Here is a 20,715-nt window from a genome sequence, read left to right on the forward strand (position 1 = left end):
AGTGAAATAGTCCTAATATCAGCACGCCAGACCGGCTAGCCGTACAACCTCACCAACACATCGTGTCGTTTAGGCCGTCTTGGGCATGAAAATACCGCCCGCCACAGCTCTTCACCATCGAGCTGGGCGGACGGTTTAAGTATGTGGGCCAGTTTAAACCTGACTATTCCGCAGTGGGGCCCTGCTGCACAGAACCGTCTGCTTCAGCCGAGTCGTCGGCCGCGGCAGCGGAGTCCGAAGCGGTGGATGCGGAGGTATCCTCGGCCGCATCTTCCGCATTCTTAGAGTCTACCGACTCCTCGTCGGTCGTATCCTCGCCGACCGTATCTGCATCGCTGCCCTGGTGTTCTGCGGACATCGGGTTTTCCGCAGAACGGGATTGCGCCACGTCATCCAACACAGCGTGGATATATGGCGCTGCTTGATCGTTAGAGTACTGGGAGGCAATTTCCACGCCTTCCACGACCGCAGTAGCGGTGGGAATATCCGGGTTGAACAGCAGCTCCCACACCGATAGGCGCAGGATCGCACGGTCAACGGCCGGGATGCGGTGCAGTTCCCAGTCCTCGGCAAGGAAGCGAGAGATGGTGTCGTCGATGGCATCCAGCTCTTCAGCGACGCCCTTGACAATCACCTGCGTGTATTCGGCGACAGGTGCTACCGCATTGCGATCCTCACGTGCCAAGGCGATGCGATCCTCCACGATGGCAACGGGGTCAACGTCCCTATTTTCTGCTTCGTAGAGGATATCGGCGGCACGACGACGCGCGCGGTACCGCGCGGTGTGCCGCTTGTAGTTGATATCGCGCTTAGGGGTGTTATCAGACACAGTCAGATGCCCTAGTTGTTAACGCGGGAGAGGTACTCGCCGGTACGGGTATCGATCTTGAGGACGTTGCCGATCTCGATGAACAGCGGAACCTGGATCTCAGCACCGGTCTCCAGAGTGGCGGGCTTGGTGCCGCCGGAAGAACGGTCACCCTGCAGGCCAGGGTCGGTGTGCTCTACCTTAAGGTCTACGGAAATAGGCAGTTCTGCAAAGAGTGCCTCATCCTCGTAGAAGGAAACCTGAACGCGCATGTTCTCCAGCAGGAAGCGAGCGGCATCGCCGAACTTCTCCGGCGGGAGCTCGAACTGCTCAAAGGTCTTTTCATCCATAACAACGTAGCTGGTGCCATCGTTGTACAGGTAGGTCATATCGCGGCGGTCCACGGTAGCGGTCTCTACCTTAACGCCAGCATTCCAAGTCTTGTCCACGGTCTTACCGGAGACAACATCCTTGAGCTTGGTGCGCACGAAGGCTGGGCCCTTGCCCGGCTTCACGTGCTGGAACTCAACGATCTGCATCAGTTTGTTGTCGATCTTCAGAACGAGGCCGTTCTTGAAATCAGTAGTATCAGCCATTGCGGTTAAACTCCCGAAAATTGTGGACTAAAGGTTGAAAACAATGTTTAAGCCTACCGGACAACTGCCCCTTGGGGTATTACCGGTCCCCCATTTCTTCCCCACAGTTACCAGCGGAGTGGCTTTCGGGGCCTGTCGCCTGGCCTAAGCGGTCAGGCACGCGAGCAATCAAAGGTTTTTATTCAGCAATAACTCGCTGTACGATAAGGCTTTGTTTTATTGATTTTTCACATATCTACCAAGGATTTTTGCGATGCCTCTCAAGAAGCTTTACGCCGCAGCAACTGTTACTGGCGCAGCCGTAGCGGCACTGTCCGCTCCGCAGGCCATGGCGGCAGACGCCCAGACCGTGATGTTCGGTGATTCTGTCTTTGCCAACCCAACCTATGGCCAAATTGGCACTACCTCGAGCCTGTCCCCTTCGGCAGGCACTACGCTCTCTTCTGCCACCCACGGCATCGAAGACGCTCCTGGCGCACCGTCCCCACAGGGCTGCCCGCAGGGGCAGAGTAATGTTGGCCGCGAATTGGGGCGCGTTTCTGGTCAGCATGTAGCCAACTACGCATGCTCTGCGGCGAAGGCGGCCGGCCACTCGCACCGCAAGGACTTCACTGAGCAGATCAACGGAGCCATTGCCAATAACGATCTCAATGGCGAAACAAAGAACGTTTTGATTCAGTTCGGCGCCAATGATTTCCAGGAAATCGTGCGCCCTTCTCTTTCTTCTTCCAATCCCTACTACGACGGCATGAAGCATTCGATCCAGCGGATTCGCCACTCCGCCCCGAATGCCCGCATCACCGTTGTAGGCTATCCCGCTATCTCCGCCCGCAATGGCGCGGTATGCCCGCTGCGCACCTCCGCACCGGGATCCTCTGAAGCCGGTTTCAACATGGACTACGCGGGCCTGGTCCGCACCGGTGAGGACCAGGTCAATAGCGCCATGTACAAGGCAGCCCGCGCAAACGGCGTGCAGTATTACGACCTACGCGCCGACTCCATTGATCACGGGATGTGCGCGCCGGACAGCACCCGCTGGATTTCCGGCAAGTGGGAGTACTCCGTACCGCACAACCTCTTCAATCACCTCACACATCTGGGCAACCGCAATGTCGCCCAGCTGCTTAACTCCAAGGTGCTGGCTCACTAGGCGGGCAGTTCAGTAAATTCCTTCGTCGCGGCGGTAATGATTTTCGGCGCACCATCGGTAATGATGAGGGTGTCTTCGATGCGCACGCCGCCCTTGCCTGGCACATAGATGCCCGGCTCGATGGTCAGGGTCATGCCGGCAGCGAGTTCGCCCTTACCGGTTTGTGCCGCGAACGGGGCTTCGTGGACGTCTAGGCCCACGCCGTGGCCCGTCGAGTGTACAAAGTAGTCGCCATATCCGGCGGCGGAGATGACATCGCGGCAGGCTGCGTCGACGTCGGCAAGCTTAGCGCCCGGCACCGACGCTGCCACGCCTGCCTTTTGGGCGCGGAGCACCACATCATAGATTTCCTTGGCAAAATCATTCGCCGTGCCCACGACGTAGGTGCGGGTGCAATCGGAGTTGAATCCGCGCAGGTGGGCACCGAAATCGATGGTCACTAGGTCGCCGTCCTCGATGACCCGGTCATCGGCACCATGGTGCGGCATCGCCGAGTTCGGGCCGGACGCCACGATGGTATCGAAGCTCACTCGCTCCGAGCCGAGCATGCGCATACGATACTCCAAATCGGCGGCCACTTGGCGCTCGGTGCGGCCGGCACGCAACTCACCAGCGGCGAGTAGATCCTCCAGCGCCTGATTTGCCAGCGCGGCAATCTCTTCCAGCTTTTCTAGCTCGAGCGAATCCTTGACCAAGCGAATTTGTTCAATGACCCCGGCGATGGGAACCAAGGTAACCGACTCCGGGGCGGACTCTTCCAGGTCCTTCATCTCAGAGACCGAGAGGTAGTCTGCTTCAAAACCGACTCGAACAGGCCCCTCGACATCGGCAAACTGCTGCAGGAGCACCTTTCCTACCGCGCGGCCTTGGATAGCCTCCAGATCGGGAACTTCGCGGGCGATCTGCGTGGTGTACCGGCCGTCGGTAGCAACCTGCGCGCTAAGGTCCTTACGCAGCAATAGCCCGCCATTCGAGCCGGAAAATCCCGAAAGGTAGCGCACGTGCGTGAGATGGGTGACCAGAACGGCATCGATGCGCTGGCCGGCTAGTTCCGCGGCAAGCTTGCGGCGCCGGTCACTAAATCGGGTATCTGCCAAAGCCATGATTTCATCCTTCTGGGTCGACTGCGGTGTAGAAAGTATCCACCCAGTATATCGACCCTGCCCCCGCAGTTGGGCGGAATTCTTTCTAGCCGGCTGCCGCCCAGCCCGTTCGAGGGGTGCCTATTGGCAGAGGTAGTCCACTGCCGCCACGTAGCCGAAGACACCCAACCCGGCGATGACTCCGCGGGCGATAGGGCTGAGATAGGAGTGATGGCGGAAGGGCTCGCGCGCATGCACATTAGAAATATGCACCTCTACGAATCCGGCGCCATCGGCTACCTCTGCCAAGGCATCCCGCAGGGCCACTGAGGTATGGGTAAAACCGCCGGGGTTGATAATCACTGGGTGGCCCGCATCCGCGGCGGCATGCACCTTCTCAATGAGCTCGCCCTCATGGTTGGACTGGAAGCACTCTACTTCTGCACTGTGCGCGGCGGCGCGCGAGGAGATCATCTGTTCTACATCCGCCAAGGTGGTGGAACCGTAGACATCCGGTTGTCGCTTTCCCAAGCGGTTCAAGTTCGGGCCATTGAGGACAATAATCTTCATTACTACTCCGAAATCGCGGCGTAGGCCGCCTCTAGCTCTTCCGTAATGGGTCCTTCGAGACGGGTGGTCTCGCCCACCCTGGTCAAGGCTACGAACCGGATCTTTCCGTCGCGGTTCTTCTTATCGTGGGTCATTGCCTCATACAGGTCCGCAAACTGGCCCGGCCTATACGTAGTTGGCAGCCCAATACTGTGCAGGATACGGCGGTGCGTTTCCACCAGTTCCGCGTCAATGAGGCCGCGCGCATGCGCCAGGTGGGCGATAAACATCATGCCCACCGCCACCGCGTTGCCATGGCGCCACTGATACTGTTCATGGCGCTCCACCGCATGGCCAAAGGTATGGCCATAGTTGAGCGTTTCACGCAGGCCCGATTCTTTGAGATCCTCGCCCACCACCGCGGCCTTTACTGCTATGGAGCGCGCAATCAATTCTGGAAGATATCCCTGCGGGTCCACGCATGCGCCGGGGTCGCGGTCATAGCGCTCAAGGATCACCGGGTCATGGATGAATCCGGTTTTGATGATTTCTGCCGATCCAGCAATGATCTCCGCCTCGGGCAGGGTATCGAGGCGCTCGAGATCCACAAACACAGAGTCTGGCTCATGAAAAGCGCCAACGAGGTTCTTGCCGGCGGCGGTATTGATGCCGGTTTTGCCGCCGACGGCCGCGTCAACCATGGCCAATAGCGTGGTCGGTACCTGAATGACCTTGATGCCCCGCATCCACCCGGCCGCCGCGAACCCAGCCAAATCGGTGGTAGCGCCACCACCGAGGCCGATGATGACGTCACGGCGGCTAAAGCCTTTCTCCCCCAGCTGATCCCACACGCCGCCGATGACGCTGAGCTGCTTGGCGGCCTCGGCATCGGGGACGTCGATAAGCGTAGGCTCCACCCCCTCAGCAGCAACGAGTTCCGCTAGGCGCTCGGCCGCGGCACGCAAGGGAGGCTGGCAGATAATGCCCGCCTGGCCTGCACCAATCTGCGCGCAGCGCTGCGCGATGTCCCGATTGAGATCGGCGCCAATGCGAACTTCATAAGGCTGTGGTCCATTAACGGCAATGCTGGGCATGGTGTTCCTTTCCGTTCGCCGCCGAGCCAGGGGGCGAGAAACTAGTGCTAGCGCGGCGGGGAATCTACAGGGTATCGAGGAAGCCGAGGATATCGCCCACCACCTGCTGTGGGGTCCGGGCATCGGTGCGTACCCGATAATCGGCCACCTCCTGGTAATACGGGCGACGTGCCTCCACGAGGTTGCGGTAGTGCTCGAGGGGATCTGCGGCCGCGAGAACCGGCCGATTGCTATCCCCGGACGTCCGCCGTGCACCTTCCTCAGGAGAGATATCCAAAAAGATGACGGTATGGCGCTCCAACAGCTCACGGGTGGAGTCCGTCAACACTGCCCCGCCGCCGAGGCTGACTACTCCACCAGTGCGCAGTGCCGCAGCAACGTGCTCGGCTTCGAGTGCGCGAAAGCCTGGTTCACCCAGCTCGCTAAAGACTTCCCCGCACGGCTTGTCTTTATCCTGTTCAATGAGGTGATCCGAATCCACCAGTTCGCAGCTCAAGGCGTGGGAAAGGCGGCGGCCAATGGTGGATTTACCCGCACCTGGCGGGCCAACCAAAACAACGCGTGGACGGGGCAGGCCCGTAACGGCGGTTGGGGTGGTCATAACTTACTCCTGGTCAAAAGCAAGACGGTCCGAAACGTATTTATCATACGCGGCGATGGCCGCAGAGGTTTCTTCGAGGCTATCGCCTCCGAACTTTTCTAGCACGGCGCGCGCAAGGACGAGGGCAACCATTGCCTCTGCAACGACGCCTGCCGCCGGAACCGCGCACACATCGGAGCGTTGGTGAATGGCAGTAGCTGCAGCGCCGGACTCCATATCGATGGTGCGCAAGGCACGCGGAACGGTAGAAATCGGCTTCATCGCCGCCCGCACGCGCAGCTGCTGCCCGTTCGTCATGCCACCTTCAAGTCCGCCTGCACGGTTGCTAAGGCGGGATACGCCTTCTTCGGTTCGGACCATCTCATCGTGGGCAGCGGATCCGCGACGTCGGGCCTCGGCAAAGCCATCGCCAATTTCTACGCCTTTGATAGCCTGAATGCCCATCAAGGCGCTAGCCAATTGTGCGTCCAAGCGGTCATCGCCGGAAATGTGCGAGCCCAGCCCGATAGGCAGGCCATCGACCACAACCTCAACGATGCCGCCCAAGGTATCGCCCTGCTTCTTTGCGGCCTCGATTTCCGCAATCATGGAGGCTTCAGCCGCCTTATCGCAGGCGCGGACCGGTGAATCATCAATAGCCTCGATGTCCGCGAACGCTGGCGCAGGCCCCTCATAAGGCTCGGAAGCGCCAATGGAAATCACGTGGGAGAGAACCTCGACGCCCAAGGTCTCGCGCAGAAAGTTACGCGCAACGGTAGCTGCGGCCACTCGCGCCGCCGTCTCACGCGCAGAGGAGCGCTCGAGGATGGGGCGCGCTTCACTGTGGCGGTACTTCACCATTCCGGCAAAGTCCGCGTGCCCGGGGCGCGGCCTCGTCAAGGCGGCACCGCGCCCGGAGTTCATCGCTTTAATAGTGTCCTCATCGTCCATATCCAGCGGATCTGCCGACATGATGGTGGTCCACTTGGGCCACTCCGTATTGCCAATCATGATGGCGATGGGACTACCCAAGGTGAGCCCATGGCGGACTCCACCCAGCACGGTGACCTCATCAGCCTCAAACTTCATACGGGCACCGCGGCCATAGCCTAGGCGGCGCCGGGAAAGCTGATGGGAAATATCGGCGCGGGTAATAGGGACCCCAGCGGGCATGTGCTCCAACATCGAAATAAGAGCTTGGCCGTGGGATTCACCTGCAGTAGTCCAACGAAGCATGCGGGTATTATCGCACGGCCTGGCCAATCCAGTACCAACTTGGCCCCGCAATATATTCTTCCACCCCCTCAAAGAGGGTGCGCACATGCGATAATGACCGTTGCCGCTAGCAGCATTGCGGGACCATGCGGGCTCTTCTTCTGCCGACTGCACGCGGACCAGACCAGTGTCAGAACGGATGCGCAGCCGCTTGCCGCTACCACCCCCATAAACCCGGCCACATGCCCCACCCACATACCCAGGGGCCAAGCGAGTTTGATGTCGCCTCCACCCACGCCTGCATGAGCTAGCCCCAGCACGAGGTACATCCCCGGCCACCACAGCCCACTCCAATTGGCAACGGCGAGCGACAGCACCGCAGCTGGAAGGGTTAACCAGTCTGGCAATCGGCGCTGCCGAATATCCCACCAAGACAAGGCTGCTGCCCACAAACAATAAATAATTCCCCCGACTACTAACACGGGGATCACACTAAGGCACGCTGTGAAGAAGCGCTGGGCGCCAAAGTCTACATGGCGAAATCCGCAGCTTCTACGGCACGGGGTTGCAGGCCGCGCTTGCCGACGCCCGCCCTACTTAGTCGTCTGCGACCGCTTCTGCAGCTCCTGGTTCAATGCCTTCAGCATGTCTTCCCGCGGGGCGGCGACCCCAGTAAATTGCTCGAACTGGCTAAATGCTTGGTGCGCGAGCATGACATGACCGCCGACGGTCTTGTACCCATTGGCCGCCGCGCACATGGTCAGCGGTGTAGGCCAGGGATCATAGATGACGTCCAGCACCGGTGCGTGGGCGAGGTCAAAGACATAGTCTTTCACCGCCGCTGACGGAACCGTGGACACAATGACATCGGCTTCCCGAGACAGCACGGATAAGTCCCCGTCGAAACTGACAAAGGAAAGTTCCAGCCCCAAGTTCTGGGCGAGCGGCAACAGTTCGGCGCTCCGGTCGGAACGGTTGAGGACCGTAACCTTTTTCACCCCGCGCTCAGCGAGCGCCCACAACGCGGGACGCGCGGTGCCCCCAGCACCAATGAGCAGCGCATGAACTGCCGGACTATCCCCCAGGAGCTCGGCGAGCGCACCGCGTACGCCCTCGGTATCGGTATTGTCCGCAAACCAACCATCAGCCCTGCGCACCAAGGTGTTTGCCGAGCCAATCAGTTGGGCCCGGTCACTTACGATGTCCGCAAAGCGGAGGGCAGCAAACTTGCCGGGCATGGTCACGGAGAAACCAACAAACTCGGAGTTGCTTGCCGCCACCAGTTCCGGCAGCTCCTCCGCCGATGACTCAAATCTGGTGTAGTCCCAACCGGCCAGCCCGGCGGCCTCGTAGCCAGCATTGTGAAGCACCGGAGACAAGGAGTGCTCGATGGGGCTACCAAGGACAGCCGCACGTGGCATGACGTTCTACCTCTTTGTGGTCGTCGCGACTCTACTGGGCGGGCTGCTCGGCAGCGGCGTCGCCGTTGCCGGAACCAGCGCCCTCGCCTTCGCGTTTGGAGTCAAGCACGCCGGAGCGGATGGCGTCATCAACGCGGCCCAAGTGTTCATCGTAGCTATCCGAGAAGACGGTAGTGCCCTCCTGGTCCACGGTGACGAAGAACTTCCAGTTGCCCTCAGCCGGCTCTTCCATGGCCTTGATTGCATCGTCCGAAGGAGAAGCAATCGGGGTATCCGGTAGGCCTTCCTTCGCGTAGGTATTCCACGGGGTCTTCTCCTCACGGGCCTCATCGGTGGTGGCCAGCTCAACGTCTTCCAAGCCGTAGTTCACGGTGGAGTCAAACTCCAGGCGCATTGGCTCGTCCAAGCGGTTAAGGATAACGCGGGCAACCTTGTCGAACTCGCCTGCCGGTGCCTCGCGCTCCACCAGGGATGCGGAGGTGAGCAGCTCATAAGGGCTCAAGCCGATAGCCTGGGCGCGTTCCTCAATATTGGTCTCGTTGTAGCGCTCGGTGGAGCGGGTGATGAGATCCTTGAGGATGTCCTTGGCCTCCATATTAGGGTCCAAGACGTACTGGCCTGGGGCGATAAGGCCCTCAATGCGCTTGGGGTCTTTGCCACGCTTATTGATAGCGTCCAAGGCCCACTCCGGTGCGCCCAGCTCGGCTGGGTCGGTTTCCGCGGCAACCTTTTCCAGGTCCTCCTTCTTCAGGCAGTTGCCATCGTTGCAGCTGACCTCAGAAATCAGGGAGTAAATGCCGTAGCGGACGTCTCCGCCCACAACCTTGACGTCCTCCAAGGTGGCGCCACCTTGTACCTCGAGCATGTCCACGCGGTTATTCTCATCCAGCAGTGCCTCGACTGCTGCATCCGCGCTCATTTCTTCCTGCAGTCGATAGAAGCCCGGCTGGATTTGGCTTGCACTGTGGTTCATCGACGCAGCAGAATCGAAAGCGTCTTGCGTCTTCACCACATTTTTCTCTACCAACGCAGGTCCGAGCTCGGACATGGACGAGCCTTCCGGCACCTCCACCAGCTGGGTGGTACCGTTGCCGGTTCCTTCATAATCGGCGGAGGTATTGCCGAGGCGGAATCCGATGTAGATAAGGGCGCCAAGGATGACGATGATGGACGCAATGACAACGGCAATGCCGCGCTGGCGGCGCTTGACGTATTTCGGCTCCATCGATCGGCCGAGGCGTTCTTGGTTACGGCTCACGTGTTTTAGTCTCCTGAGTCTGAAGGCTGGTCTATTGCATCATGGGTTCGTAGCGCGCTCGCGCGCCCATCCAACCAAGTCTGCAATATCTCCACCGCTGCTGCTTGGTCGATGACTTTACGGCCCTTCTTCTCGGACACGCCGGACGCGCGCAGCGCGGTGGTTGCTGCCACGGTGGTCAGACGCTCATCAGCCAAACGTACTGGTGGTGGAACTTTATCTATATTTGCATCTCGATTCAACCGACGGCGGATCCGAAACGCAATTTCCTTAGCATGTTTTACGCTTTTTGAGCCATTTCCCTGCAGGTCCCGCGGCAGCCCTACGATGACCTCTACTGCGCCATAAGAATCAATCAGTTCTATGATGCGGTCAATATCGCCTTTATCGCGGTCCTTGAACCCGGTTTCCCGCTGCACGGTCTCCACTGGGGTGGCAAGCGTGGCTTCCCTATTGGACACTGCCACGCCAATGCGCACCGTGCCGACATCGAGTGCGAGACGACGGCCCTGCCCCGGGTCATCAACTCCGGGGGTATCTGGTTCCACTTTTGCCACGGTCGAACTCCTACAGGGACTCGAGCATGTCCTTGACGGCCTCGAAGCCGCGCTCAGCACCGGCCGCAGTAGAACCAGAGCCCTGAGCCATATCTGGCTTACCGCCGCCGCGTCCGTCAACGTACTGGCCAAACTGCTTGACGATGTCCCCGGACTTCACGCCGCGCCCAACGGCCTTGTCCGTGGCCGCCGCGATGAACGGGAACTTGCCTTTGTCCTCGGCGCCCAAGACGATGACGGCTTCTTCCTCGCGCAGGCGGTTGCGCAGGTCCGTAGCAACGGTGCGCAGGTCCCCGCCGGTGGTGCCTTCCGGCAAGGTCAGCGCAATAACCTTGAACCCATTGATGTCCTTAGCCGCGCTGACGAACTCGGAGGCACGCGCAGCCAGCTGCTGCTTGCGCAGGGTTTCAATTTCCTTCTCCGCTGCCTTGAGCTTTTCAGACAGCTGAGCAATGCGCTCCGGCAGGTCCTCGGTCTGTACCTTCAGCTCGCGGGACACGCCTTCTACCAAGGCGGTTTCCTTGGAGTAGTAACGGAAGGCATCCAAACCGGAGTAGGCCTCGATGCGGCGAGCACCAGAGCCAACGGAGGACTCACCGAGCACGGACACCGGTCCGATTTCAGCGGAGGAACCAACGTGCGTACCGCCGCACAGCTCGATGGAGAACGGGCCACCGATCTCAACTACGCGGACTTCCTTGCCGTAGTTCTCACCGAATAGTGCCATAGCACCCATGGCCTTGGCCTCCTCCAGGGAGGTCTCAATGGTGTTGACGGCAAAGTTGGAGTCGATTGCCTGGTTAGTGATCAACGCAATCTCTTCCAACTGCGCCTGGCTGAGCTGCTCGGTGTAGTTGAAGTCAAAGCGTAGGTAGCCCGGGCGGTTCATGGAGCCGGCCTGGACGGCGGTGGGGCCAAGCACCTGGCGCAGTGCTGCGTGAATGAGGTGGGTTGCGGAGTGCGCCTGGGTGGCACCGTGGCGCCACTGCTCGTCGACGGCTGCTTCAACGGACATACCCAAGTCAAGGCCGCCGGCGGTAACCGTAGCCTTGTGTACCCACAGCTTCTTGCCAATCTTTTGAACGTCGTTGACCTCCAGCAGGGATTCGCCGGCCATAATGCGGCCGCGGTCTGCCATCTGGCCGCCCGCTTCGGCGTACAGCGGGGTGTGGTCCAAGATGACCTCAACCTGGTCACCTTCATGTACCTGGTCGACCTTCTCGCCGCCGCGGACGAGGCCGATCACCCGGGCGTCGGAAGTAAGCTCCTCAAAGCCGGTGAAGACGGTGGGGTTATTGTCTACCCAGTCACGGTAGAGGGAAAGGTCAGTGTGGCCGTGCTTCTTGGCCTGATTATCGGCCTTGGCGCGGCGGCGCTGCTCGCCCATGGCATCGTTAAAGCCATCCATGTCGACCTCAAGGCCGGCCTCCTGGGCCATTTCCAAGGTCAAGTCGATGGGGAAACCGTAGGTATCGTGCAGCTCAAAGGCCTTCTCGCCCGGCAGGACCTTTGCGGTCTTCGCGCGGGAGGTGGACTTGAGCTCCTGGACAGCATCATCGAAGAGGCGGGTGCCGGACTCGAGGGTCTTCAGGAAGGCCTTTTCCTCATTCACGGCAACGCGCAGGATGCGCTCGCGGTTGTCCGCAATCTCCGGGTAGGACGGGGTCATGGTGTCCATGACCGTATTCATGAAGCGCTCCATAGTCGCGCCTTTAGCACCCAGCAGCTTGGCGGAACGGATAATGCGGCGAAGAAGGCGGCGCAGGATGTACCCGCGGCCCTCGTTGCCCGGGGTCACGCCATCCAGGATGAGCATCATGCCGGTACGGGAGTGGTCAGCTACCACGCGGAAGCGGATATTGTCCTCGTGGGAGGCCTTGTCACCATAGGTGGCACCGGTAAGCTCCTCGGCTACGTCAATAACTGGGCGCAGCAGATCCGTTTCATAAACGTTATCTACGTCCTGGAGAATGCAGGCCACGCGCTCGATGCCCAGGCCGGTATCGATATTCTTCTTGGGCAGCTCGCCGACGATCTCAAAGTTGCCCTTGCCAATACCCTCGCCGCGCTCATTTTGCATGAAGACCAGGTTCCAGATCTCCATGTAGCGGTTGTCATCGGCAATCGGGCCGCCGTCCTTGCCGTACTCAGGACCGCGGTCATAATAAATCTCGGAGCACGGGCCACAGGGGCCAGGGATACCCATGGACCAGTAGTTGTCCTCCATGCCGAGGCGCTGAATGCGCTCTTCAGGCACACCGATCTTATCGCGCCAAATTTCGGCGGCCTCATCATCATCCAGGTAAACGGTCACCCACAGGCGCTCTGGGTCTAGGCCAAAGCCGCCCTCCTCAACGGAGCTGGTAAGCAAGGTCCACGCATTGGTGATGGCGCCTTCCTTGAAGTACTGGCCAAAGGAGAAATTGCCGGCCATCTGGAAGAAGGTGTTGTGGCGGGTGGTAATACCCACCTCATCAATGTCCAAGGTGCGCACACACTTTTGGATGGAAGTGGCAAGGCCCTTGGCAAAGGGCGGGTTCTGCTGGCCCAAGAAGTAGGGCTTAAACGGAACCATGCCGGCATTAACGAACAGCAGGTTAGGGTCATCCAGGATCAGCGAGGCGCTTGGTACTGCCTCGTGACCAGAATTGACGAAGTGCTGGGTAAACCGTTCCCGGATCTCATGAGTCTTCACGAGCAACAATCCTAACTGTCTGAGCTTTCATCTTCTATCAAGAAGTTTCTAACCCGCCCAACTCTACCCTTCGCTGCACAGCGATTTCCCATCGGTGGGGATCAGCGAGGCCGGCGCGCGTTTTTGCCGGGGCCACGCTTGCCACGAATAATGCTGCGCAAGCGGCCTATATAGTCATAAACACGCTTCTCAGCCCCGTGATCGGTGGGCTCATAGTAAACCGAACCCTCCAGCTCATCGGGCAGGTACTGCTGCTCTACTACGCCGCGGGCATCATCGTGGGGGTAGACATAGCCCACGGCATTTCCCATCCGCTTGGCGCCCTCATAGTGCCCATCACGCAGGTGCGGTGGCACGTGGCCCACCTTGCCGGCGGCTACATCGGCTTGCGCCTGCGTGATGGCAGAAATGACCGAGGGAGACTTGGGCGCGGTGGCCAGGTGAATGGTGGCTTGCGCGAGCGGGATTCGGGCTTCTGGCATGCCAATGAGCTGAGCGGCCTCGGCCGCCGCCACGGCCACTTGGAGCGCGGTGGGATCGGCCATGCCAATGTCCTCGGAGGCGTGCACAATGAGCCGCCGGGCAATAAAGCGCGGGTCCTCCCCGGCTTCTACCATGCGGGCGAGATAATGCAGCGCCGCATCCACATCTGAGCCGCGAATGGACTTAATGAACGCGGAAACCACGTCATAGTGTTGGTCGCCGTCGCGGTCATAGCGCACCACTGCCTTATTGACGTTGTCCGTGACCGTTTGTGGGGTAATCTCCCCACCATCGTCAACCGCCTCGGCCGCGGCCTCGAGATAGGTCAGCGTGCGCCGCGCATCACCGCCGGCGAGGAGTACCAACTGCTCCAAGGCTTCGTCGGTAATCCGAATCTTGCGCTCGCCTAGTCCACGGTCGCTTTCGAGCGCGCGCTTGGCGACGCCCCTTAAGTCATCGTCGCTTAGCGAATGCAGCTGCAACAGCAGCGAGCGAGATAGAAGCGGCGCGACGACGGAGAAGGAAGGGTTTTCCGTGGTTGCCGCGACGAGCAGTACCGTGCGGTTTTCCACGGCTGCGAGGAGCGCGTCCTGCTGGGTCTTGGAAAACCGATGCACCTCATCGATGAACAGCACCGTGCGCCGACCATGAATGAGTTCTTGCCGAGCGTGGGTGATGACCTCGCGGACCTGCTTGACGCCCGAATCGAGGGCGGAGAGGCCCACGAAGTTCTGCCCCATTTGGCTAGCGATGAGCGAGGCAATGGTGGTCTTGCCGGTGCCCGGCGGCCCGTACAAGATGACAGAGGCCTCCCCTGAGCCTTCCACGAGGCGGCGTAATGGCTTGCCGGGAGCCAGAAGGTGGTCTTGTCCGACCACTTCATCTAGGTTTTGGGGACGCATCCGCGCCGCCAGTGGCGACCCGGCGTGGGTGGCGAAAAGGTTCTTCCCGGGCAGCGGCGACGCGCTGCGGTCCGGAGTGGGCCCGCCAAATAATGAGTCTTGAGACACTGGAAAGCTACCTCCTATAAGGGTGCGGGCACATCGCGATTGTCTATTCGTCATCCAGGCGGCGCGCAATGGCGCTGCCAAATTCCGCAATGGGCGCGCAGGCGGGGCCATCGCAGCGCGCGGCATATCGGGATAGCGCCTCAAAGGTTTCATAGAGGTCGCGGCGCACGAGCATTTCATCTTCAGTGAACGGTCCGTGATCGGCCGGACGCAAAATGGAGCGCTGCGGATCGTGAACGACCTCGGCTTCACCCCTGGCTAAGGCAACCAGCCCTTCGATGCCGCCGGCGTGCATCGTGGTCACGCTCGATAGCGCCCAGCCAATGAGCGACGCCACGATAAGGCCGTGGATTTCTTCCGCATTGGAAAATAGCGGCCACACCTCAGATACGGCACGGGACCAGGCAGAAATGAAGATGTCTGCCTCTTCGTCCGTAATCGGCTTGGAGAAGAGGAACTGTGGGAATCCGGCGATAACGCAGGCTACGTCGAAGCCAACATTGCGGAATCCTGCCCATTCATAGTCCAAGAAGTGCAGGCGCTGGGACACAATAATGTTATCCGGCGAAAGGTCAAAGGGAGTAAAGGCCCGGTCTTTGCCGGATGCTAGGGAGCGTGCGGCTTGACCCGCAAGATCCCGGAAGCTTGCCGGTGCTTCAAGCCCGGCCTTATCCAGCAAGTCGAGGCCGATGCCAATGGAGCGCTCCAGCGCCTCATCGCGCACGGACTGGTGCGGGGCCAAGTCCGGGTTCTTGCGCAGCATCCTAGTGAGCAAGGTTTCATAATCTTGCTCATGGCCCGCGGTTCCAGCGTGCATGTGGCCCAGCGCGCTGCCCAGGGAGCGCAGCACCCGCACGCGGTCGGCATCGGTGGACTGTACGAGGACGTCGGCAAGCGTTTCGCCCTCGCCCAAGTCCGTCAACACGATAATGCGCTGCTCCAGATCGTGGGCAAGAAGTACGGGCCCCGGGCGCACGTCCTCAGATAACGCGGTGGTGAACTGATAAGCCACCACCTCGCGCAGCATCGCGGCATCATCGACGCCATAGCCGGTGACCGGGTTGTACTTAATAACTACCGAGCGGTGCGGCAGGAAGGCTCCAGGGGCGATCCTGGCGCGCAGAACCATTGCATTGCCGGAACCATCCAAGCGCTCCACGCTCGACATCTCCGGGGTGCCACCAAAACGGCGCGACAGCATCTCCGAGGCGGCTTTGATGACGTCCTCGGGTGACAGCACAGCTTCGTTATCAACCATAGTTCTATCCAGTATGCCCCTCACACCAAAGCGGGGTCACAAGTTCGCCCGCAGCGAAATTGCCGCGGACTACGATGTGCCCCGCACGGTGCGCCTGAAAGGCCGAGGTTTAAGCTCCCGGTCTACTTCTCCTCAGCGGTTTCTTCCGTAGTGGAACCGGCCTTGTCCTGTTCCTTCTTCTTTTCCGGCTTGTAGTCTACGCCGGTCTCCTTACGCTGTGCGGCAGGGATTGCCGCCGGGGCGTCGGTAAGCGGATCCACGCCGCCGCCCGACTTCGGGAACGCAATGACGTCGCGGATGGAGTCGAAGCCGCCCAACAGGGAGACGATGCGGTCCCAGCCGAAGGCGATGCCGCCGTGTGGTGGGGCGCCGTACTGGAAAGCATCGAGCAGGAAGCCGAACTTCTCCTGAGCCTCCTCGTCACCGATTCCCATGACGTCAAAGACGCGCTTCTGCACGTCCTGCTGGTGAATACGGATGGAGCCGCCGCCAATCTCGTTGCCGTTGCAGACAATGTCATAGGCGTACGCCAGCGCCTCGCCCGGGTTCTGGTCAAAGTTGTCCAGGTACTCCGGCTTCGGGGAGGTAAAGGCGTGGTGAACCGCGGTCCACTTGGAGTGGCCCAGCGCGACGTCACCAGAAGCGGTCGCATCAGCGGAAGGCTCAAAGAGCGGAGCGTCTACAACCCAGGTAAAGGCCCAGTCGCCTTCCTTAATAAGGTCCAGCTTCTTTGCAATCTCGCCACGTGCAGCGCCCAACAGGGCACGGGAAGACTTGGTGTCACCGGCGGCAAAGAAGATAGCGTCGCCCGGCTTAGCGCCGACGTGCTCTGCAATGCCCTCGCGCTCGGCGTCAGTAATGTTCTTAGCTACCGGACCGCCCAAGGTGCCGTCCTCGCCCACGGTGATGTAGGCCAGACCCTTGGCTCCACGCTGCTTTGCCCAATCCTGCCAAGCATCGAACTGACGGCGTGGCTGAGAAGCACCGCCTTCCATGACCACGGCGCCGACGTATTCGTTCTGGAAGACGCGGAAAGTGGTGTCCTTGAAGAACTCGGTGCACTCCACAATCTTGATGTCAAAGCGCAGGTCCGGCTTATCGGAACCGTAGTACTTCATCGCGTCGGCGTAGGTCATGCGCGGGATTGGAGTCTTGATCTCGTAGCCGATGAGCTTCCACAGCTCGGTGACAATCTCTTCCGCCAAGGCGATGACATCGTCCTGGTCTACGAAGGACATCTCCACGTCCAACTGGGTAAACTCCGGCTGGCGGTCAGCGCGGAAGTCCTCATCGCGGTAGCAACGCGCGATTTGGTAGTAGCGCTCCATGCCGGAGACCATGAGCAGCTGCTTGAAAAGCTGCGGGGACTGCGGCAGTGCATACCAGGTGCCTGGCTTCAAACGCGCTGGTACCAGGAAGTCGCGTGCACCCTCCGGGGTGGAACGGGTCAAGGTTGGAGTCTCGATCTCAGCAAAGTCATGAGAATCCAGCACCTTGCGGGCCGCGCGGTTGGCAGCAGAACGAAGGCGCAGTGCCTTTGCCTGGCGCTCGCGGCGCAGGTCCAGGTAGCGGTACTTCAGACGAGTCTCCTCGCCTACCTCACCCGAGGTAGAAGGATCATCAATCTGGAATGGCAGCGCTGCGGACTTATTCAGAACCTCAAGATCCGCGACATTAACCTCAATCTCACCGGACGGCAGGTTGGGGTTTTCCGAGCCTTCTGGGCGAGGCTCCACGGTACCGGTGACCTTAACGCAGTATTCGGAACGCAGGTCGTGGGCGCGCTCCGCCACGTCAGATTCACGGAAGACAACCTGGGCAATGCCGGAGCGATCGCGCAGGTCAATGAAGATCACACCACCGTGATCGCGGCGGCGGGAAACCCAACCGGTTAGGGTGACGGTCTCTCCTGCGAGTTCTTTGCGGAGCTCACCTGCTAAGTGGGTACGCAGCACTGTTGTTCAATCCCTTCTGAAAATTGTGTCACTTGCGGGTCCCGCCACGCGTAAACAGCGCGCGCCAAACCAAGCACAAGACTAGGAACGCGCACAATTCTACATCCCTACCAGTACGCGGAGCGCAGTTAGGTGGACGCAAGCTAATCCCGAAGGTCGCAGAAGAACCACCGTTTCCCCTCCTTCAGCCTCTTTGCAACAATCTTCATCCTGTGTATGAGGGGACCATGTGGCACTATTTAGGCATGACTTTTAGATCAGGTGCCGATTTCGGCGGCAAGGAAGCGCGTTCGGGTGGCGGCGGCGGTGGCATCGCCATTGGCGGTGGCATCGGCTCGATTGTTCTCGTAGGCCTCTTCCTCCTCATGGGCGGCAACCCCTCAGACTTGGGCGCAATTCTGGGCAGCGAGCAGACCCAATCCGACGGCGCTGCACAGGGCGAAAGCCCCGAATGTGAAACTGCAGAAGATGGCAACACCAAGGATGAATGCCTCGTAGAGTTCACCGGTCGCAGCGTAGACAACGTCTGGTCAAAGGTCTTGCCGGAACAGGCAGATATCCAATACACCGAGCCGGAGCGCGTGGTCTTCCACGGCGGCGTTAATACCGGTTGTGGCGCGGCCTCTTCCTCTACTGGACCTTTCTACTGCCCGCGCGATGAGTCCGCTTATTTCGACACCGCATTCTTTGATTCCCTGCGCAACTTCGGCGCGGATAATGCCCCTTTGGCCCGCATGTACATCGTGGCGCACGAGTTCGGCCACCACATTCAAAACCTTGAGGGCACCCTCGGCCTGTCGGACTATAACGACCCAGGCGCAGATTCCAACGCGGTGAAGATCGAGCTCCAGGCTGACTGCTACGCAGGCCTGTGGGCTTCCTACGCCGACAAGGGCGATAACCCCTTGCTCGAGCCAATTACTAAGGAACAGGTCTCAGACGCGGTCGCGGCCGCCCAGGCGGTGGGCGATGACAATATCCAGCGCCGCTCCGGCGGCCAGGTCCAGCCCGACTCCTGGACGCATGGTTCCTCCGAGCAGCGTGAGAAGGCATTCCTTGCCGGATATAACTCTGGCAAAATGTCCCAGTGCGACACCCTTGAGCGCGGCGCCTACCGCGGCTAATACGCACAACGTGGCCGCCACCGAGAGCGGCGGCCATTATGTTCACAAATAGCCACATTGCTTTCACGAACTCCACATCTTGAGTTCACTTTCCCGACACCTAGGGCCTTTAGTCTAAGCGTGCATTCTCTACATAAGAATTTCCTTTGAGAATCCTTTTCGCCACGCTGAGAAGCGCGGCCATACCTCTCGTGCACGCTTTCCTGAAAGGTTCTTCCTGTGTCTACCCCTACCACCCAGATGCCGGACATTGAGGCCGTCAATGGCAAGGGCAACGACTGGATTTGGCACGCCATCTTTGGCGGCCTTACCGCCGTTACCCTCATCGGTTTTATGATCTGGGGCCACGACTACGTCGATGGCTCTAAGCCCATTCTCCTTGGCACCGCCATTCTCTTCGCCCTTTTCATGGCCTTCAATATTGGTGGCAATGACGTTGCCAACTCCTTCGGCACCTCCGTAGGTGCCGGAACGCTGTCCATGAAGCAGGCACTCGTTGTCGCCGCCATCTTCGAGGTCTCTGGCGCCATCCTCGCCGGCGGCGAAGTCACCGATACCGTGCGTTCCGGCATCGTCGACCTTGACGCCATTGATGGGCTAGACCCCATGGAGTTCGTCTACATCATGATGGCGTCCCTCTTGGGTGCGGCCATCTGGCTCCTCGTTGCCACCCGTATGGGCTGGCCGGTGTCTACCACCCACTCCATCGTCGGCGGCATCGTCGGCGCCGCGCTCACCGTCGGCTTCATCACCGGCAAGGGCGGCTGGGGCATGGTGCAGTGGGGCGGAATTGGCACCATTGCCATCTCGTGGGTGCTCTCCCCTGTCCTCGGCGGTCTCGCCGCGTTCATCCTGTTCAAATGGATTAAGACCTCAATCTTGGTCTACAACGAGGAAGCAGACCAGAAGCTGCGCGAAATCAAGACCCGCCGCGCGGAACTGCGCCAAGAGCACAAGACTCGCTTTGCTCGCCTCAATGAAATCCAGCAAATCAGCTACACCAACGCCATGGCCCGGGACGCCGCCTTGGTGGCAGAAGAAGACTTTGATCCGGATCAGCTGGAATCTGAGTACTACCGCGATCTGTATAACCTCAACAAGGACATGGATGATGTCAAGGCTCACCGCGCCCTGGAAAGCTGGGTACCGGTACTAGCCGCCATCGGTGCCATCATCATTTCCGCCATGGTGATGTTCAAGGGACTGAAGCACACCGGACTCGATTTCAGCGTCCTTCAGAACCTGTTGGTTATGGGCATGGTCGGCGCAGTGGTATGGATGGCCGTCTTCATTTTCGCCCGCTCCCTGAAGAAGAAGTCGCTGGCTAAGTCCACCTTTCTTCTCTTTTCTTGGATGCAGGTATTTACCGCTTCGGCCTTCGCCTTCTCCCACGGTTCCAACGACATTGCCAATGCTATTGGCCCCTTCGCCGCGGTTATTGACGTCCTCAAGACGGGCCGAGTAAGCGATGAAGCTGCCGTGCCCGTTGCTGTCATGATTGCCATGGGCATCGCCCTGATTTCTGGCCTGTGGTTCATCGGCCGCTTCGTAATTCAGACCGTAGGCTCAGGCCTCACCCAAATGCATCCTTCCTCCGGCTTCGCTGCTGAGCTTGCCGCCGCCGCTGTGGTGATGGGTTCATCGATCCTCGGCCTGCCGGTTTCTTCCACCCACATCCTCATCGGCGCCGTGCTAGGCGTAGGCATTGTCAACAAGGCAGCTAATTGGAACCTGATGAAGCCTATCGCTTTGGCGTGGGTCATCACCCTGCCCGCCGCGGCAGTCATCGCTGCCATTACCGTGTCTGTGCTGCGCGTAGTCTTCTAGGGCTAGCTCAGCGCCGCATATCCTCGGCACCCCTTTCATCCGCTAGCCGCACC

Annotated in this window: 18 protein-coding genes; 3 read left to right on the forward strand and 15 right to left on the reverse strand. The window is 59.9% G+C overall.

The window, feature by feature from the left end:
* Positions 1 to 163: 163 nt before the first annotated feature.
* Together nusB and efp are read right to left on the reverse strand one after the other, a co-directional pair.
* On the reverse strand, positions 164 to 802 hold the full coding sequence (nusB, locus tag QP915_RS10855) for a transcription antitermination factor NusB (protein ID WP_502869335.1): 639 nt from the start codon (positions 800 to 802) through the stop codon (positions 164 to 166).
* A 38-nt stretch (positions 803 to 840) separates the two neighbouring features.
* Complete coding sequence (gene efp / locus QP915_RS10860; RefSeq protein ID WP_259886793.1) at positions 841 to 1,404, reverse strand: elongation factor P; 564 nt, start codon at positions 1,402 to 1,404, stop codon at positions 841 to 843.
* Positions 1,405 to 1,657: 253 nt separating this feature from the next.
* Here efp and QP915_RS10865 point away from each other — a divergent pair, with 253 nt between their 5' ends.
* A complete protein-coding gene (locus tag QP915_RS10865; protein WP_284769333.1) occupies positions 1,658 to 2,554 on the forward strand; it encodes a GDSL-type esterase/lipase family protein in 897 nt (298 codons plus the stop codon).
* On the opposite strand, the gene QP915_RS10870 is transcribed toward QP915_RS10865, so the two are convergent.
* The 13 genes from QP915_RS10870 to aspS form a co-directional block, all read right to left on the reverse strand.
* Positions 2,551 to 3,657: a M24 family metallopeptidase gene (locus tag QP915_RS10870; protein ID WP_284769334.1), complete on the reverse strand. Its 1,107-nt coding sequence runs from the start codon at positions 3,655 to 3,657 to the stop codon at positions 2,551 to 2,553. The two genes, QP915_RS10865 and QP915_RS10870, sit on opposite strands and share 4 nt — an antisense overlap.
* 120 nt (positions 3,658 to 3,777) lie before the next feature.
* Positions 3,778 to 4,206 (reverse strand): type II 3-dehydroquinate dehydratase, encoded by a 429-nt coding sequence (gene aroQ, locus QP915_RS10875; RefSeq protein WP_284769335.1) that lies wholly within the window; start codon positions 4,204 to 4,206, stop codon positions 3,778 to 3,780.
* 2 nt (positions 4,207 to 4,208) lie between these two features.
* Positions 4,209 to 5,279, reverse strand: coding sequence for a 3-dehydroquinate synthase (gene aroB, locus QP915_RS10880; RefSeq protein WP_284769336.1), 1,071 nt, complete (start codon positions 5,277 to 5,279; stop codon positions 4,209 to 4,211).
* A gap of 64 nt (positions 5,280 to 5,343) precedes the next feature.
* Positions 5,344 to 5,880, reverse strand: coding sequence for a shikimate kinase (locus QP915_RS10885; RefSeq protein ID WP_284769337.1), 537 nt, complete (start codon positions 5,878 to 5,880; stop codon positions 5,344 to 5,346).
* Between the two features lie 3 nt (positions 5,881 to 5,883).
* Entirely contained in the window at positions 5,884 to 7,095 is a 1,212-nt protein-coding gene (gene aroC / locus QP915_RS10890; protein WP_284769338.1) for a chorismate synthase, read from the reverse strand.
* 68 nt (positions 7,096 to 7,163) lie between these two features.
* On the reverse strand, positions 7,164 to 7,565 hold the full coding sequence (locus QP915_RS10895; RefSeq protein ID WP_350309430.1) for an A24 family peptidase: 402 nt from the start codon (positions 7,563 to 7,565) through the stop codon (positions 7,164 to 7,166).
* 102 nt (positions 7,566 to 7,667) lie between these two features.
* Entirely contained in the window at positions 7,668 to 8,495 is an 828-nt protein-coding gene (locus QP915_RS10900; protein ID WP_284769340.1) for a shikimate dehydrogenase, read from the reverse strand.
* 31 nt (positions 8,496 to 8,526) lie between these two features.
* Positions 8,527 to 9,720 (reverse strand): endolytic transglycosylase MltG, encoded by a 1,194-nt coding sequence (gene mltG, locus QP915_RS10905; RefSeq protein ID WP_284769355.1) that lies wholly within the window; start codon positions 9,718 to 9,720, stop codon positions 8,527 to 8,529.
* Positions 9,721 to 9,758: 38 nt separating this feature from the next.
* Positions 9,759 to 10,310 (reverse strand): Holliday junction resolvase RuvX, encoded by a 552-nt coding sequence (gene ruvX, locus QP915_RS10910; protein WP_284769341.1) that lies wholly within the window; start codon positions 10,308 to 10,310, stop codon positions 9,759 to 9,761.
* 10 nt (positions 10,311 to 10,320) lie between these two features.
* Positions 10,321 to 13,005 (reverse strand): alanine--tRNA ligase, encoded by a 2,685-nt coding sequence (alaS, locus tag QP915_RS10915; RefSeq protein ID WP_284769342.1) that lies wholly within the window; start codon positions 13,003 to 13,005, stop codon positions 10,321 to 10,323.
* A 101-nt stretch (positions 13,006 to 13,106) separates the two neighbouring features.
* Complete coding sequence (locus QP915_RS10920; protein ID WP_284769343.1) at positions 13,107 to 14,498, reverse strand: replication-associated recombination protein A; 1,392 nt, start codon at positions 14,496 to 14,498, stop codon at positions 13,107 to 13,109.
* A 43-nt stretch (positions 14,499 to 14,541) separates the two neighbouring features.
* Positions 14,542 to 15,756: a phosphotransferase gene (locus QP915_RS10925; RefSeq protein ID WP_284769344.1), complete on the reverse strand. Its 1,215-nt coding sequence runs from the start codon at positions 15,754 to 15,756 to the stop codon at positions 14,542 to 14,544.
* Positions 15,757 to 15,878: 122 nt separating this feature from the next.
* The gene (aspS, locus tag QP915_RS10930; protein ID WP_284769345.1) at positions 15,879 to 17,711 is read right to left on the reverse strand and encodes an aspartate--tRNA ligase; all 1,833 of its coding nucleotides are present in this window, start codon (positions 17,709 to 17,711) and stop codon (positions 15,879 to 15,881) included.
* 245 nt (positions 17,712 to 17,956) lie between these two features.
* Here aspS and ypfJ point away from each other — a divergent pair, with 245 nt between their 5' ends.
* Together ypfJ and QP915_RS10940 are read left to right on the forward strand one after the other, a co-directional pair.
* Positions 17,957 to 18,835: a KPN_02809 family neutral zinc metallopeptidase gene (gene ypfJ / locus QP915_RS10935; protein WP_284769346.1), complete on the forward strand. Its 879-nt coding sequence runs from the start codon at positions 17,957 to 17,959 to the stop codon at positions 18,833 to 18,835.
* 240 nt (positions 18,836 to 19,075) lie between these two features.
* Entirely contained in the window at positions 19,076 to 20,662 is a 1,587-nt protein-coding gene (locus QP915_RS10940; RefSeq protein WP_284769356.1) for an inorganic phosphate transporter, read from the forward strand.
* Positions 20,663 to 20,715: the final 53 nt, after the last annotated feature.

This window comes from Corynebacterium sp. MSK158, assembly GCF_030229085.1.
Lineage (GTDB): Bacteria > Actinomycetota > Actinomycetes > Mycobacteriales > Mycobacteriaceae > Corynebacterium.